At 42.7% G+C, this 15,237-nt stretch carries 11 protein-coding genes; 5 read left to right on the top strand and 6 right to left on the bottom strand.

Going from position 1 to position 15,237, the window contains the following annotated elements; genetic code table 11:
- Window positions 1-259: 259 nt before the first annotated feature.
- The 3 genes from aspA to LWP20_RS17870 all read right to left on the bottom strand — a co-directional run bounded on the left by aspA (window position 260) and on the right by LWP20_RS17870 (window position 3,266).
- Window positions 260-1,714, bottom strand: a complete 1,455-nt coding sequence (gene aspA, locus LWP20_RS17880; protein ID WP_242929548.1) for an aspartate ammonia-lyase — start codon at window positions 1,712-1,714, stop codon at window positions 260-262.
- A 1-nt stretch (window position 1,715) separates the two neighbouring features.
- Window positions 1,716-2,900 (bottom strand): ribonuclease D, encoded by a 1,185-nt coding sequence (locus LWP20_RS17875; RefSeq protein ID WP_242929547.1) that lies wholly within the window; start codon window positions 2,898-2,900, stop codon window positions 1,716-1,718.
- Between the two features lie 147 nt (window positions 2,901-3,047).
- A complete protein-coding gene (locus LWP20_RS17870; RefSeq protein WP_242929546.1) occupies window positions 3,048-3,266 on the bottom strand; it encodes a hypothetical protein in 219 nt (72 codons plus the stop codon).
- Between the two features lie 326 nt (window positions 3,267-3,592).
- Here LWP20_RS17870 and LWP20_RS17865 point away from each other — a divergent pair, with 326 nt between their 5' ends.
- Complete coding sequence (locus LWP20_RS17865; RefSeq protein WP_242929545.1) at window positions 3,593-4,432, top strand: DUF5602 domain-containing protein; 840 nt, start codon at window positions 3,593-3,595, stop codon at window positions 4,430-4,432.
- A gap of 76 nt (window positions 4,433-4,508) precedes the next feature.
- Here LWP20_RS17865 and LWP20_RS17860 read toward each other — a convergent pair whose 3' ends face one another.
- Both LWP20_RS17860 and LWP20_RS17855 read right to left on the bottom strand, forming a co-directional pair.
- The gene (locus LWP20_RS17860; RefSeq protein WP_242929544.1) at window positions 4,509-6,248 is read right to left on the bottom strand and encodes a M28 family metallopeptidase; all 1,740 of its coding nucleotides are present in this window, start codon (window positions 6,246-6,248) and stop codon (window positions 4,509-4,511) included.
- A 379-nt stretch (window positions 6,249-6,627) separates the two neighbouring features.
- Window positions 6,628-6,933, bottom strand: a complete 306-nt coding sequence (locus LWP20_RS17855) for a hypothetical protein (RefSeq protein ID WP_242929543.1) — start codon at window positions 6,931-6,933, stop codon at window positions 6,628-6,630.
- 511 nt (window positions 6,934-7,444) lie between these two features.
- Between LWP20_RS17855 and LWP20_RS17850 the strand changes: the two genes are divergently transcribed.
- The 4 genes from LWP20_RS17850 (at window position 7,445) to LWP20_RS17835 (ending at window position 14,437) form a co-directional block, all read left to right on the top strand.
- On the top strand, window positions 7,445-10,198 hold the full coding sequence (locus LWP20_RS17850; protein ID WP_242929542.1) for a 2-oxoglutarate dehydrogenase E1 component: 2,754 nt from the start codon (window positions 7,445-7,447) through the stop codon (window positions 10,196-10,198).
- A 118-nt stretch (window positions 10,199-10,316) separates the two neighbouring features.
- On the top strand, window positions 10,317-11,888 hold the full coding sequence (odhB, locus tag LWP20_RS17845) for a 2-oxoglutarate dehydrogenase complex dihydrolipoyllysine-residue succinyltransferase (RefSeq protein ID WP_242929541.1): 1,572 nt from the start codon (window positions 10,317-10,319) through the stop codon (window positions 11,886-11,888).
- Between the two features lie 194 nt (window positions 11,889-12,082).
- Window positions 12,083-13,486 carry a dihydrolipoyl dehydrogenase gene (lpdA, locus tag LWP20_RS17840; protein ID WP_242929540.1) on the top strand — a complete coding sequence of 468 codons (1,404 nt, stop codon included), beginning with the start codon at window positions 12,083-12,085 and terminating at the stop codon, window positions 13,484-13,486.
- Window positions 13,487-13,645: 159 nt separating this feature from the next.
- On the top strand, window positions 13,646-14,437 hold the full coding sequence (locus LWP20_RS17835) for a pentapeptide repeat-containing protein (RefSeq protein ID WP_242929539.1): 792 nt from the start codon (window positions 13,646-13,648) through the stop codon (window positions 14,435-14,437).
- Between the two features lie 65 nt (window positions 14,438-14,502).
- Here the strand turns inward: LWP20_RS17835 and LWP20_RS17830 are convergent, their stop codons facing one another.
- Window positions 14,503-15,099, bottom strand: coding sequence for a hypothetical protein (locus LWP20_RS17830; RefSeq protein ID WP_242929538.1), 597 nt, complete (start codon window positions 15,097-15,099; stop codon window positions 14,503-14,505).
- Window positions 15,100-15,237 lie beyond the last annotated feature (138 nt).

Below are 15,237 nucleotides of genomic sequence, written 5' to 3'. Positions count from 1 at the left end.
CGCCGATGGTACTGGAGTCACATCCGGGAGAGTAGGTAGCCGCCAACCCATCAACCAACACCCCTTGTTCTGCTTGAGCAAGGGGTGTTGCTCGTTTATACACCCCTGCTGATTCGAGCTGGCGTAAGCTAAAGCCTGACATACGTAGAACAAGCTGAGCCTGCACGCAAGGCCGTGATGGTAAAAGCTTGCACTCCCTAAAAGCAAAGGAGCAGTTACTATAACTGCTCCTTTGCTGTATTAGAAATGGAAGTAATCCTTACTGATTGATGAACTTCGGGCTGATCAGGTTCTCGATAGAGAAGATCTCATCCCACTTTTCCTGAGTAATTAACTTCCTTTCTACAACAGTTATATCGTGGATAGATTTACCAGTTGCAAGTGCTTCTTTAGCTATTGATGCCGATTCTTCATAACCTAGAAGAGGGTTAAGAGAAGTTACAATGCCTATGCTATTCATAACCATATTCTTGCAAATCTCTTCATTTGCTGTTATGCCATCCACACATTTAGCTTGTAAAGTATAGCATGCATTCTCCATGTAACTGAAAGAACTGAATAGACTATAAGCTATTACAGGTTCCATAACGTTAAGCTGTAACTGTCCAGCTTCTGCGGCCATAGTTACTGTTATATCTGAACCAATAACATAGTATGCTGTCTGGTTTACTACTTCAGGTATTACCGGATTAACTTTACCAGGCATTATAGATGAACCTGGTTGCATACGCGGTAAATTTATTTCATTTAAGCCAGCGCGAGGACCTGATGACAATAATCTTAGGTCATTACATATCTTAGATATTTTAATGGCAGAGCGCTTTAATACACCTGATACCTGTACATAAGCACCTGTATCACAGGTTGCCTCAATTAAGTCCTCTGCTAGAACCAGAGGTATACCTGTTAAGTCTTTCAGATGTTGAGTTACAATTTCAGGGTATTTTTCAGGTGCATTGATTGAAGTGCCAATGGCAGTTGCTCCCATATTGATTTCACAAATGAGCATTTTGGCTTCATTCAGGCGCAGGATATCTTCTTTTATTGTAGTAGAAAAACCATGAAACTCGGCACCTAAAGTCATAGGTACTGCATCCTGAAGCTGAGTGCGCCCCATCTTCAGAACATTAATAAATTCAAGGCCTTTTTTAGCGAATGATTGTTCTAAAGCAGATAGGCTATTAACATATTGTTCTATTTTAGAATAAAGTGCTAAACGAAAAGCTGTTGGGTAAGCATCGTTGGTAGATTGCGAAAAGTTTACATGGTTGTTAGGATGAAGGTATTGATATTCTCCTTTTTTATGGCCCAGAAGCTCTAATCCAATATTGGCTATTACTTCATTTACATTCATGTTTACCGAGGTGCCAGCGCCACCTTGTATCATATCTGTAACAAATTGATCAAGATAATTTCCTGCTATTAGCTCATCACAGGCCTTACAAATTGCATCTGCAATAACAGGGTCAAGTACGCCACAGTCTCTGTTTGCTAAGGCTGCTGCTTTTTTAACGTATCCAAAAGCCTGTATGAGAAGGGGCTCTTTTGAAATAGGAATACCTGTGATATTAAAGTTCTCTAAAGCTCTTAGTGTTTGAATACCATAGTATACTTCATTCGGAATGTCTTTCTCACCTAAAAAATCATGCTCTCTTCGGAACATAGGGTTAAGTTCTGATTGGGCAGATGATGTTAATTTAATGTTGTCCAGCATTTTATTTTCTATCGTTGCTATTTATAGTTTGTACAGCCAGATTAATGCCTAGAGCTTTTGCTTTGGCTGTAATAATGTTGTACCCGTATTTTTTATAACACTTCAGCTTTCCTGTCTGGCTATAGTCTACTATCAGGTTTTGGTTCATTATAAGCCTTGTAGCAAATTCGCCATACTCTTCTATCAATTGTTTTTGTATGATAGTTAATTCTTCTTTTCGCCTTTCGGTCTCAGCAGTGCGAATAGGGCGCTGATATTGGCTTATCGGATAATCGTTGCTTATATGTTGTGCTTTTGCCGCTTGTATAGCATTGGCAATAGTATCTTTTAGCAATTGTTCATTCTTAGGCCTTTTTAACCCGCCATGAATACCTTTTGTATGGTTAAGCCATTCATGTATATTGGTGTTATACTCTGTAGCTAATTCTACCAAAGCATCATTAGGAATAATGTATGGTGAAGGCTTATCAAACTGCCTGGCCAGTGTATCGCGTAGCTGGTATAGTTCTTTAAGTATAAACTGCTGAAAATAATTTAAGCGAAAGGCATTGCGAAGTTTTAAGTGAGGGTTTTCAGGCTCAGTATAACGCAGTTTTTCTAAAAGCTGATTTTCTTCTTCAAGCCAGTTTTCTCTGCCTAATGCGGTTATTTCTTTAACCAGCTTATCTTTAACACGGTGTAGGTATATCACATCAATTGCAGCATAAACCAGCTGGTCTTCTGTCAGAGGCCTTTTATTCCAGTTGCTCGATTGCTGTGATTTATCTATTTCGGTATTAAACTCTTCCTTCAATACTGTTGCCAAAGATGACTTTTCATAGTTAAGGATTTTAGCAGCTACATCAGTATCCATAACACCTTTAATACTACAGCCCATTTTGTCCAGTAACAGGATATCGTTATTAGAGTGGTGTATGATTTTAGTAATGGCAGGATCCTCAATAAGATTAAAAAGAGGCTGTAGATCTTTTATCAAAAAAGGGTCTATGATATAGCAATTATTATTCTCGTCTGCTAGCTGTACAAGGCAAAGGTTAAAACCATACGTGAAACGGTTTTGATCAAACTCGAGGTCTAGGCCTAATTCCTTGCTCTTCTTAAGTTGCTCCGCCGCTTTTAGTAGCTTTTCATCCGAATCTATCAACCTGATAGCTACTCCGTCTTGCGTTAATAATAGGTTTTCCATTGCCTAAATTTAAAAGTATTACACTATTAACGCACCTATCTTAGTTTATTTCTTTTGTTTATAGTGTAAAAAGAGCGGTAAATAAAAAACCCTCGCCTTTGTAGTGGCAAGGGTTTTTTATACTTATATGATTGCTTAATGTAATAACTATTGTACGGGAGGCTGCTCTTCTTTTATTTCATCAGCAACGCCATCGTTTACAGTGGTATCCTGTACAGTAGTGGTATCAGTATCCATTTCTGTATCCATATCAGTTTCTACCTGATCAGTAGTTTCAGATTCTGTAGCTGTGTTAGTTTCGTTTCCGCAAGCTGTGAAAGCGAAAAGTGCGAATGCTGCAAAAGCTAATTTTATTGTATTCTTCATAATCTTCTGTTTTAATGAACAAGAATTTTTGTACTTGTTTATACCCATTATACGAAGTGGTAACCCAAGTAATAATATAATATTGTAAATTATTTAGGTGAGAGCAGTTATAATGAGTGTAAAAGGGGTTTGATTTAGAGTAAAAGTAAGTTGATGTTTTTGATGTGTATAATTAGTTTGTTTTATAAATTATATTTTTTATAATTATTTGAATAATGTAGTATTTTTATTAAGTTGCTAAACCCATTACTGCTCTTGCACTACCCGCCATTGTTTGCACACCCTCTTACATGGTTTTATTGAACAGAAACCTTAAAATTAAAACCATGAAAACAAGAGAAACTCTTACTTTAAAAAACGGAGCCTTATATCTGCTCTTAATGTTTGTTTTTTGTATTAGCGCCTGTGAACCACAGGAAGAAATGGCTCCGGGTGCTTTAAAAGCTGGTACTGCAAATCATGCTAAGTATAAAAAAGAGAAAACATCAATTCATTATGGGCCGGCTACCCCATTAGGAAAAGGTGTAGCCCGTGCATGGGTAGAGGTAACACACGATGGCGAACCACTTGCAATAGGTGTAAATATCTCTGCCAAAGCAGCGGCAAGCTTACCTAATAAGTCAATGATGTTTGATTTACAGTTGCCGAAACAAGCTGGTGAAACACAGTACACATCCGTTGGCTTAGATTGGAACCCAGATGGGCATCTTCCTATGCAATATTTGTTGCCACACTTTGATGTGCATTTTTACATGATAGCAGACGAAGAGCGTATGATGATCCCGCATGAGCTTAACCATGAATTCACACTAGAGTTCAAAAGCAATTATATGCCAGAGCTTTATGTTTCTACAGCAGAATCTATCTCGGCTATGGGGGTGCACTGGGCAGATGTGTTATCTCCTGAACTATCACAGGGCGCTACATTCACGAAAACGTTAATATTAGGTGCCTATAATAACAGATTCATATTTATAGAGCCAATGGTTACGCTAAACTACCTGCAACAGCTGACAGCTAACCAACCGGTGGTATCTTCTATCAGGCAGGCGCCAAAGGTGCAGGTTTCAGGTTATTACCCGCTTACTTATACCATGCTTTATGATGCTACTCCGGGTGAGTATGAAATTTCATTAACAGATCTTCGTTATAGGTCCGCTCAATAAACTCTGAAATCAAAAAGAGCCTCCTACTTTATCTGAAGCGGGAGGCTCTTTTTATAGCTATACTATAAAGTATAAATTAATTTTTATAACCAGAAAGCATGGTATCGCGGCGAGCTTTAAACTCTGATGTAGGTTTCCACTGCGGATATGCCTTAGTATTAGCAACGTTATACCCAACTCTTAAAAATAATTGCAGGTCTTCTATAGCGCCAGCCAGGTTCCAGTCATCGCGTACTTCATCTGTTACTTTATGGTAATCATCTGAATTATACTTGTCTTGCCATTTTTTTACATAATCGGCAGGTTGGTTGCGAGCTACAACACCTGATTTTGCATACAGGGCCGGAACTCCTTGTTTGGCAAATTCAAAGTGATCCGAACGGTAATAGGAGCCTTTTTCAGGAGATGCCTCCGGTACAATGCGCCTGTTCTGCTTGCCTGCCTCTGTAGCCAGTACGTCTTCAAGAGATGAGTTTCCATACCCTACTACAATAACGTCTTCTGTAGGGCCATAGGCATTAAGTACATCCATGTTGATATTGGCTAAAGTCTTGTTTAGCGGATATAGCGGATTACTAGCATAATATTTAGAGCCAAGCAAGCCCTGTTCTTCGGCGGTTACGGCCAGGAAAAGTATAGATCGCTTTGGCTTTTGCGGGAGTTTGGTAAAAGCTTTTGCCAATTCCAGCAAACCGGCTGTGCCCGTGGCATTATCTAAAGCGCCATTATAAATCTTATCGCCTTGTAGTTTGTCATCTTTGCCCAGGTGGTCCCAGTGTGCGCTGTATATAATGTATTCGTTTTTCAAATCCGGATCTGAGCCTTCAAGTTTAGCCACTACGTTTTTAGATTCTATTTCGCGGAGCTGATTCTTAATAGTAAAGTTGGCTTTTGCGTTAAGCGTTACAGGCTTAAAATCTTTTTTAAGTGCTGCCTGTTTTAACTGTTCTAAATTTTTGCCAGTTGCCGAAAAAAGTTGTTTTGCTTTTTCAGTAGTAATCCAGGCTTCTACGGCTGCACGATCCATATTTTTATTAGGTGTGCTGATATCAAAGTTTTCGCGGCTCCAGCTGCCTGATACAACATCATATGGATAACCAGCAGGCGCAGTTTCATGAATAATAATAGCAGCGGCAGCGCCTTTCTGAGCAGCTATTTCATACTTATAGGTCCAGCGGCCATAGTAAGTCATGGCTTTGCCTCCGAACATGGTACTATCTAATTTAGATGGATGGGCAGCATCAGGTATAGGAGGGTCGTTGATAAGCATGACAATAGTCTTTCCTTTAACATCTACATTCTTATAGTCATCCCAGCCATACTCGGGCGCCACTATACCATAGCCTACAAATACCATATCAGAGCTCTTAATATCGATAGCAGGCACAAAGCGCCTCGAAACAGCTACATAATCTTTAGGAAACTCCAAGTTTATAGTTTTGCCACCAGCTGTAAAAGTAGCTTCAGGCCGGGCTGTAAAACCAAACATAGGTACTTTTTGCACATAAGACCCATCAGGGTTGCCGGGCTTAAGGCCCAGTTGCTTAAACTTCCTGACCAAGTAATTAACTGTAGAGTCTTCGCCGGTAGTGCCCGGGCTGCGCCCCTCAAATGCATCAGAAGCAAGTATTCTTGTATGCTCCAGTAGTCCCTGGGGCGTTATACTCTGTAAAGCAGGCTGTAAGGCCGTTGAGTCGGAAGTAGTAGTGGTGGCGACAGTTTTTTTGTCTGCATCATCCTTTACCTTTCGGCTACTCTCGTTACAACTAATAGCCAGCAAAACGGGCAGTAACCCTAACAGTACTATTTTTTTCATATGGTTTAGAGTGCTATGGTTGTTAAGTAATAATTCGGGATATAGGCAGTACGTGAGCGTTCCTGAAATGGCTGTTACTTTTGAATTTATACCTTGCAAGCTCTATCACTTCCATTTTTCCCATTTATGTTTGGTTACAAAGGTGGGTCTCAATCATACTTTCATTTTGGTAGATACCTGCATTTAAGGCAATCATTATAGTTTGGTAGATTTTGCCAAATACAAACCTGTACTAGTTCTGGTGTAAAAATTTTAAGTAGGGGGCAAGAGAAGGCTCACTTGGATGTGTAATCCTGTAGCCTTGAATTAAAGTTATAGTAGGCTTCCTGTTATATTTCCTGTGGTACCAGGGAGAAGTATGGCTAAAAGCAAGTTGCTATCAGATGCGATAATAAATACGTGACATGCTGCTGTTATAAGGTTCATACCCTGGTCGTGTATTATTAAAACGCTCTTCTAGCAGAACAAGGTTACTTATACCACTCAGCAAAAAACAGTGCCATCCTTCTTTAAGCTCTGGCATATGCACTGTACTTCTTTGCCAGGCACACAAGCAATCTTGCTTGTTTTGGTTATTTCCCAGTAAATGCGGCTCAACCTTATACTTTTGGTTACTATACTCAAACTCAACAAGCAGTCTTGCTCCAATAGCTTTTGAAAGATCTTCAAGAAATTTGCTGTACATAACCGGATTTCAAAAGTGTTCACAAATGCAGTAACTCACACCTTTATTGCGGTTCCCTTGTGTATTAAATGATAAGTATAAATCTAAAAAGTTAAGAGCTATATAAACAGGAAAATTGTTAACGTAAAGTAACGTGCACTTACCGATCAGGGAAGAGTGTAAAATGCTGTTTAACTGTGTTATATAACTATTCTGGGTAGTACACTTATTGTTAAAAGAGTAATTGGTAACGCTTTATTCTGTAACAAGACAATAAGCTTAATTTGAATTGTGTTGTTAATAAATAGTTTTTTAACCCCCTTAATGAATACATACGTTTGTTATACTCTGGACATAACTTAGTTAACAAGCATTTATAACATTAAGTATAGAAGCAAAAATTAAATACTTGTTTTACTTTTTAGTAAGATGCATCCTGTTGATTTATAGATATATTTGCTTATGCGATTATGTGTAATTTGATTTTTGAATAATACTTCTAACTTTGCCTTTATACAAAGCAGTAGTTCCTATGGATAAATATACTTACATCGCTAATGCGCACGGCGATTACATAGATGAGCTGTACAAGGCTTATCAGCAGGATCCTGAGTCGGTTGATTTTGGATGGCGCAAGTTTTTTGAAGGCTTTGAGTTCTCATCTACCTATACAGAAAACGGACACGAAACTGCAGAAGGTGTAGCTGCTCCTGCAAAAGGTGCTGTTGCCGCTGGTGTTTCTGATAAGGAAGTAGCTGTTCGTAACCTGATACATGCTTACCGTACGCGCGGCCACTTACGTTCTAAAACCAACCCGGTGCGCGACCGCAAAGACCGCAAAGCGCACTTAGATCTGGTAGATTTCGGTTTATCCGAAAAGGATCTGGACACTGTTTTCCAGGTTGGTGATGAGATAGGTATTGGTGCTGCTACGCTTCGCGATATTGAAGGTGCACTGAAGAAAATATACGAAGGTTCTATCGGCTTCGAGTACATGTACATCCGCGATCCGGAAGTACTGGCTTGGTTTAAGCAAAAGGTAGAGCGCGATTCTCTGAATTTTAACCCGGGTATAGAGTATAAAAAACGCATCCTTTCTAAACTGAATGAAGCGGTTGTGTTTGAGAACTTCCTACACACGAAGTTTTTAGGCCAAAAGCGTTTCTCTTTAGAAGGTGGCGAAACTACCATTCCTGCCCTGGATGCTATTATAGATAAAGGTTCTGAGCTTGGTGTAGAAGAAGTAGTGATAGGTATGGCACACCGTGGCCGCCTGAATGTGCTGGCTAACATCATGGGCAAAACCTATGAGCAGATCTTCTCTGAGTTTGAAGGTACAGCCGTTCCGGACCTGACAATGGGTGATGGTGACGTGAAATACCACATGGGTTACTCTTCTGAAGTAATCACGCCATCAGGCAAAAAAGTTAACCTGAAACTGGCTCCAAACCCGTCGCACTTAGAGGCGGTAAACCCGGTTGTAGAAGGTTTTGTACGCGCCAAGATAGACACAATGTATGGCAAAGATGCAGACAAGATCCTGCCTATACTTATACATGGTGATGCCGCTGTTGCCGGACAAGGTATAGTTTACGAAGTTACCCAAATGGCGAACCTGGAAGGTTACAACACGGGTGGTACTATCCACTTTGTGATCAACAACCAAGTTGGTTTCACAACAGACTTTGAAGATGCCCGTTCTGCAATTTACTGTACAGATGTTGCCAAGATAATTGATGCGCCGGTACTGCACGTAAACGGTGACGACCCTGAGGCAGTAGTGTTTGCCATGCGTTTTGCAATGGAATATCGCCAGAAGGTGAACAACGATATCTTTATTGATATGGTGTGCTACCGTCGTCATGGTCACAACGAGTCTGACGAGCCGAAATTCACACAGCCTCAACTATACAACCTGATCTCGAAGCACGCTAACCCACGCGAAGTATACAACAAGACGCTGATCAGCCGAGGTGAGGTAGATGCAGAGCTTGCGCAGAACATGGATAAGGAATTCCGCAGCTTGCTGCAGGACCGCCTGGATATGGTGAAGCAGAAACCTTTGCCATACAACTACCAGGTAATGGAGAAAGAGTGGCAGGAACTGCGTCGTTCTACAGCCGAAGATTTCAACCAGTCTCCGGAAACAGGTATTTCTGCGGAAGCTATTGAAGCAGTAGGTAAAGCGTTAACTAATCTACCACAAGGCTTTAAGCCACTGAAGCAAATCGAAAAGCTGATAAAAGAGCGTAAGGATATGTTCTTTGAGACGAAGCAGCTTAACTGGGCAGCCGGTGAGTTGTTAGCTTATGGGTCTATACTTCTGGATGGTAAGATCGTTCGTTTCTCTGGCCAGGATGTACAACGTGGTACGTTCTCGCACCGCCACGCCGTATTGCACGATGCTGTAACAAGTGCGCCTTACAACAACCTGAACTATATTGCTGAGAAGCAGGCCTCTTTTGAGATCTACAACTCACTGCTTTCTGAGTATGGTGTGCTAGGTTTTGAGTTCGGTTATGCCATGGCTAACCCGAATGCATTGGTAATCTGGGAAGCACAGTTCGGTGACTTTGCCAACGGTGCTCAGGTAATGATCGATCAGTTCATCTCTTCTACTGAATCGAAGTGGCAGCGTATGAACGGCTTGGTAATGTTGTTGCCGCACGGTTATGAAGGCCAGGGACCAGAGCACTCAAATGCCCGTCCTGAGAGATTCCTGCAATTGGCAGCTGAGAACAACATGTTTGTTACTTACATTACAACGCCTGCTAACCTGTTCCACTTTATGCGTCGCCAGTTGGCATTGCCGTTCCGCAAGCCGGCTGTAAACATGTCGCCTAAATCATTGCTTCGTCATCCAATGGTAGTTTCTCCGGTAGAGGAGTTCACATCAGGTGGCTTCAGAGAAGTGATCGGTGATACTTTTGCTGCGCCTAAATCAGTGAAGAAAGTGTTGCTGTGCTCTGGTAAAGTATACTTTGACTTACTGGAAGAGCAGCAGAAGAACAATCGTCAGGATGTATCCATCATCCGCATGGAGCAGCTGGCACCGTTCCCTAAAGTGCAGTTAGAAGCTGAGCTTAGCAAGTATAAAAACGCGAAAGTATACTGGGTACAGGAAGAGCCTGAGAACATGGGTGCCTGGACATACATCCTGCGCATTATGCGTAACGGTGTAGAAGATGTAATTGCGCGTAAAGCAAGTGCATCGCCGGCAACAGGTTACCTGAAAGTACACGCAAAAGAACAGCAGGAGCTGATCGCAAGAGCGTTCGCTATATAATTAATGAGTAATTAATAATGATGAATGAGTAATGGTTCAGGAAAGAATTCATTATTCATTCGTCATTAACCATTACTCACTCGTAATTCAAAATTCGTAATTCATAATTGATAAAAATATGAGCTTAGAAGTTAAAGTGCCTGCCGTAGGTGAGTCGATCACTGAGGTAACTATAGCCAAGTGGTTGAAAAATGACGGTGACCGTGTGGAGATGGATGAAGTGATTGCGGAGCTGGAATCTGACAAGGCTACATTCGAACTGCCAGCCGAAGCCGCAGGCATTTTACGCATTATTGCACAGGAAGGCGATACCATTGAAGTTGGTGGTGTTATCTGCAAAATTGAACAGAATGGCGCAGCGCCATCTGCCCCGGCTTCTGCTGCTACCGAAGCTGCTCCTGCACAGGCTGCAGAACCAGCACAACAGGCTGCTCCGGCTGCCGCTGCTGGCCAGGCCGTAGAAATGAAAGTGCCAACCGTAGGCGAATCTATTACAGAGGTAACTATAGCCAACTGGCTGAAGAAAGACGGTGACTTTGTACAGATGGACGAGGTGATCGCTGAACTGGAATCAGATAAAGCAACATTTGAATTGCCTGCAGAAGCTACCGGTACTTTACAAATTGTAGCACAGCAAGGTGATACGGTTGAGATAGGTGGTTTACTTTGCAGAATTGTACCGGGTGGTGTAGGTAATGTACAGGCAAACGCTGAAGCAAATGCCAAGCAGGAAGCTGCCACGCAACAGGTAGCTGCACAAGCTGCTGCTGCACCGTCAGGTGCTCAAACCTATGCATCAGGTACGCCATCTCCGGCTGCTGGAAAGATTTTAGCAGAACGCGGTATAAATGCTGCCGATGTGCAGGGTACAGGTCGTGATGGCCGTATAACCAAAGAAGACGCGATGGGTGCTCAGGCAAGACCTGCTCAGCCAGCTGCTGCGGCTCCGGCTGCCAGACAAGAAGCTGCTGCCCCTGCCGCAACAGGTGAGCGTAACTCTCGTCGTGAGAAGATGAGCAACCTGCGCAAAACAGTTGCCCGTCGCCTTGTTCAGGTTAAAAACGAAACGGCAATGCTTACTACCTTCAACGAGGTAGATATGAAGCCGATCATGGACATCCGCGCCAAGTATAAAGACAAGTTCAAAGAGAAGCACGAAGTAGGCTTAGGCTTCATGTCGTTCTTCACGAAGGCTGTTACGGTTGCCTTACAGGAGTGGCCTGCAGTTAACGCCCAGATAGATGGCAACGAGATCGTGTACAACGACTTCTGCGATGTATCGATTGCCGTATCTGCTCCTAAAGGTCTTGTGGTTCCGGTTATCCGTAACGCTGAGCAACTGACGCTGGATGGCATCGAGAAAGAAGTTATCCGTTTAGCTAAAAAGGCTCGTGAGAACAAGCTTTCTATCGAGGAAATGACAGGCGGCACCTTCACGATCACGAATGGTGGTGTGTTTGGTTCTATGATGTCTACACCGATTATCAACGCACCGCAGTCGGCTATACTTGGTATGCACAACATCGTGCAGCGCCCGGTTGCTATCAACGGTCAGGTTGAGATTCGTCCAATGATGTACCTGGCGCTGTCTTATGACCACCGCATCATCGATGGCCGTGAGTCGGTTAGCTTCCTGGTACGCGTGAAGGAGCTGCTGGAAGATCCGATGAGATTACTTCTTGGAGTATAATTTATTGAGATAAGGGAGGAGGGGTAAGCGAAGAAGTTTGCTCCTCCTTTTTATTGAACCCACCCCTACCCCTCCGAGGAGGGGAATTGGGTACTGCAGAAAAATCCCCTCTTGGGAGGGGCAGGGGTGGGTTTATCAATTGCAGAGAAATCAAATACAAAAACGAGAGCTTGCTCTCCATAAAGTATAGAAAAATGAAATACGATGTTACTGTAATCGGTTCTGGTCCTGGTGGGTATGTGGCAGCTATCCGTTGTGCACAACTGGGCCTGAAAACCGCTATCATAGAAAAATATAACGTGCTGGGCGGTACCTGCCTTAACGTAGGTTGTATCCCTTCAAAAGCATTACTTGACTCATCAGAGCACTTCCACAATGCAGCACACACGTTCAAAACGCATGGTATCGAGCTGAACGACCTGCAGGTGAACATGGAGCAGATGATCAAGCGTAAGGGTGAGGTGGTAAAGTCAAACAACGACGGTATCGCTTTCCTGATGAAGAAGAACAAGATCGATACCTACTATGGCCTGGGCTCTTTCGTGAACAAAAACACGATCAAGATTACAGATGCAGACGGTAAAGAACAGCAGATCGAAACAGACAAGACCATCATAGCTACAGGTTCTAAACCGGTAGCGTTGCCATTCCTGCCACTTGATAAGCAGCGTATCATTACGTCTACAGAGGCTTTAACACTTACTGAAGTTCCGAAGCACATGATCGTGATCGGTGGTGGCGTGATTGGTCTGGAGCTGGGTTCTGTTTATGCGCGCTTGGGTGCGAAGGTAACCGTGATCGAGTACATGGATGCCATCATCCCAACTATGGATAGAGCGCTTGGTAAAGAACTACAGCGTGTACTGAAGAAAACGCTTGGCTTTGAGTTCTTCTTTAACCATAAAGTAACCGGCGCTACCAACGAAGGCGAATTGGTAAAAGTAACTGCTGAAAACCCGAAAGGTGAAGTAATTACATTTGAAGGCGACTACGTGTTGGTATCTGTGGGCCGTAAACCATACACTGAAGGCTTGGGCTTAGAGAATGCAGGCGTGCAGATGGGCGAGCGCGGCATGATTGCTGTAAACGACCACCTGGAGACAAACGTGCCAGGCATCTATGCGATTGGTGACGTAGTGCGTGGCGCTATGTTGGCACACAAAGCTGAGGAAGAAGGTGTGTTGGTAGCTGAGCAGATCGTGGGTCAGAAGCCGCACATCAACTATAACCTGATACCTGGTGTAGTTTATACCTGGCCTGAAGTAGCAGGTGTTGGTTTTACTGAAGAGCAACTAAAAGAGCAGGGCCGTGCTTATAAAGCAGGTTCGTTCCCGTTCAAAGCGTCTGGCCGTGCCAAAGCATCTATGGATACCGACGGTTTTGTGAAAGTGCTGGCTGATAAGAATACCGACGAGATACTTGGCGTGCATATGATCGGGCCACGTGCTGCGGATATGATAGCTGAGGCGGTTGTGGCAATGGAGTTCCGTGCGTCGGCAGAGGATATCTCGCGCATGAGCCACGCGCACCCAACCTATACCGAAGCCATGAAAGAAGCTTGCTTAGCAGCTACTGAAAACCGTGCATTGCACATTTAAGCAAGTATAGAAGTATAAAGTATAAAAGCGCCGCTCTGCAAAGAGTAGCGCTTTTTTTATGGCTCAAATTATTTTTTATCCTTCAGGCAACCCCGGCTATACTTCCTCCATCTATTAGGTCAAAGTCAGACAAAAACTATTTAACTAACCTAAACAACTATGAGAAAGAAAGTATACTTCCTGCTGGCATTCTTCATGCTGCCATTGCTAACTATGGCGCAAACCAAAGTAGATGCATCCGAAATCATTGCCAAAATAAACCGTGGCGAGGCTGTGTCTTATAAAAATGCAGAGATCACCGGCGACCTGGACATGACCAAGCTGAAGAACATGAAGCTAAAAAATGAAAAGGACAGTAAGTACGATTCAAAAGAATACATTAGTACGGTAACCGCACCCATTATTTTCGAGAACTGTACTTTTAAAGGCGATGTGCTGGCTTACTTTAACCCGGATAATGGCATAAATATAGTGAACCAGAAAAACGAAGTATACAATACCAATTTCGAGAAGGAAGTGCGCTTTGAGGATTGCACGTTTGAAAAAGCTACCGCATTTAAGTATAGCGAGTTTGAAGAAAAAGTGTCGTTTGCCGGCAGCCGTTTCAAAGAAGAAGCCCTGTTTAAGTATAGCGAATTCGAGAAAAGAGCCGATTTTAACAAAGCTGATTTCAGGGAGCTGGCAAACTTTAAGTATGTAACCTTTCCGGTTGCAGCTGACTTTAAAGGTGCTACGTTTGATGACGACGCCGATTTTAAATATGCCAAGTTCGAGAACGGGGTAAATATGCAGCAGGCAACTTTTAACGATCTGGCTAACTTCAAATACACCAAATTTTCGGCTCCGGCTAACCTGAAAGGTGCAAGATTTAACGGCAGTACTGACTTTAAATATACCAAACTGGGTAACCGGTCTGTTGACCTTGCCACGTTGCAGGCAAGAAACAAATAACCAATCTATAAAGAAGCTTTAGTTTATTACTAAAAACGGCGCATTCTGATATGCGCCGTTTTTGTTTATACTTTATTAAGTAACTCCAGTAATCTGCCAGCTCCTTCGGTAGGTTTAAGTATAGTTAGCGGAGGCAAACGCAGCCACTGTGTCCGTACATGGTTTACAAGTTGCAGATCTATAGTTGTGTTTAATTGCTGTGCGGCCATAGTTGCTGCAATGGCAGTTTTAAGCGATACAGCTTTTACTCTTATAGTTTGGCTGGCATACCGGGCAGGGTGCAGGTGTACATAACGGCCAACTATCACACCCCAGCGCAAAACCCAATCCGTGCCATCAGATAAAGTTATAGTGCGGTAATGAGTACCTGTTCCAGCAAGGTAAGTATAGTATACTTCAGGTTCCTGCAGGTTGTGTTGTTGCAGGTATAAGATCACCTCCTCTGCAATCTGCATCGGGCTTAAGGTGCCAACATAAAAATCGAGCTGGGAAGTACCGATACTTTGTAAAGCAGCAATAACACCCGATATGGGATTTGTGATATGTTCCTGTATAAAACTTTTTATATAGCCCAAATGGTGTTTAAGCGGGTGGAAAAGTATAGGTGCAGGCAGGTTAGCTTTAGCTATAGGTGGTGTAAAGAAAGGATCTATAGTTGCCATGGTTATACTTACGAAACTTCTCAGCACAACGACGGCAGCTTCCGCTGTGTTAGCTTTAGCTCTGATAATGGTGGCGCATTTCTATTCTTACTTGTACAAATCTTAATCAATGAGGTAAGTATTGAGTTATACTTCAGA

It is taken from the genome of Pontibacter vulgaris, from assembly GCF_022758145.1.
GTDB classification, from domain to species: Bacteria; Bacteroidota; Bacteroidia; order Cytophagales; family Hymenobacteraceae; genus Pontibacter; species Pontibacter vulgaris.
The sequence above is the reverse complement of the archived record's forward strand: the minus strand, read 5'-3'. Positions and strand labels throughout refer to the sequence as shown.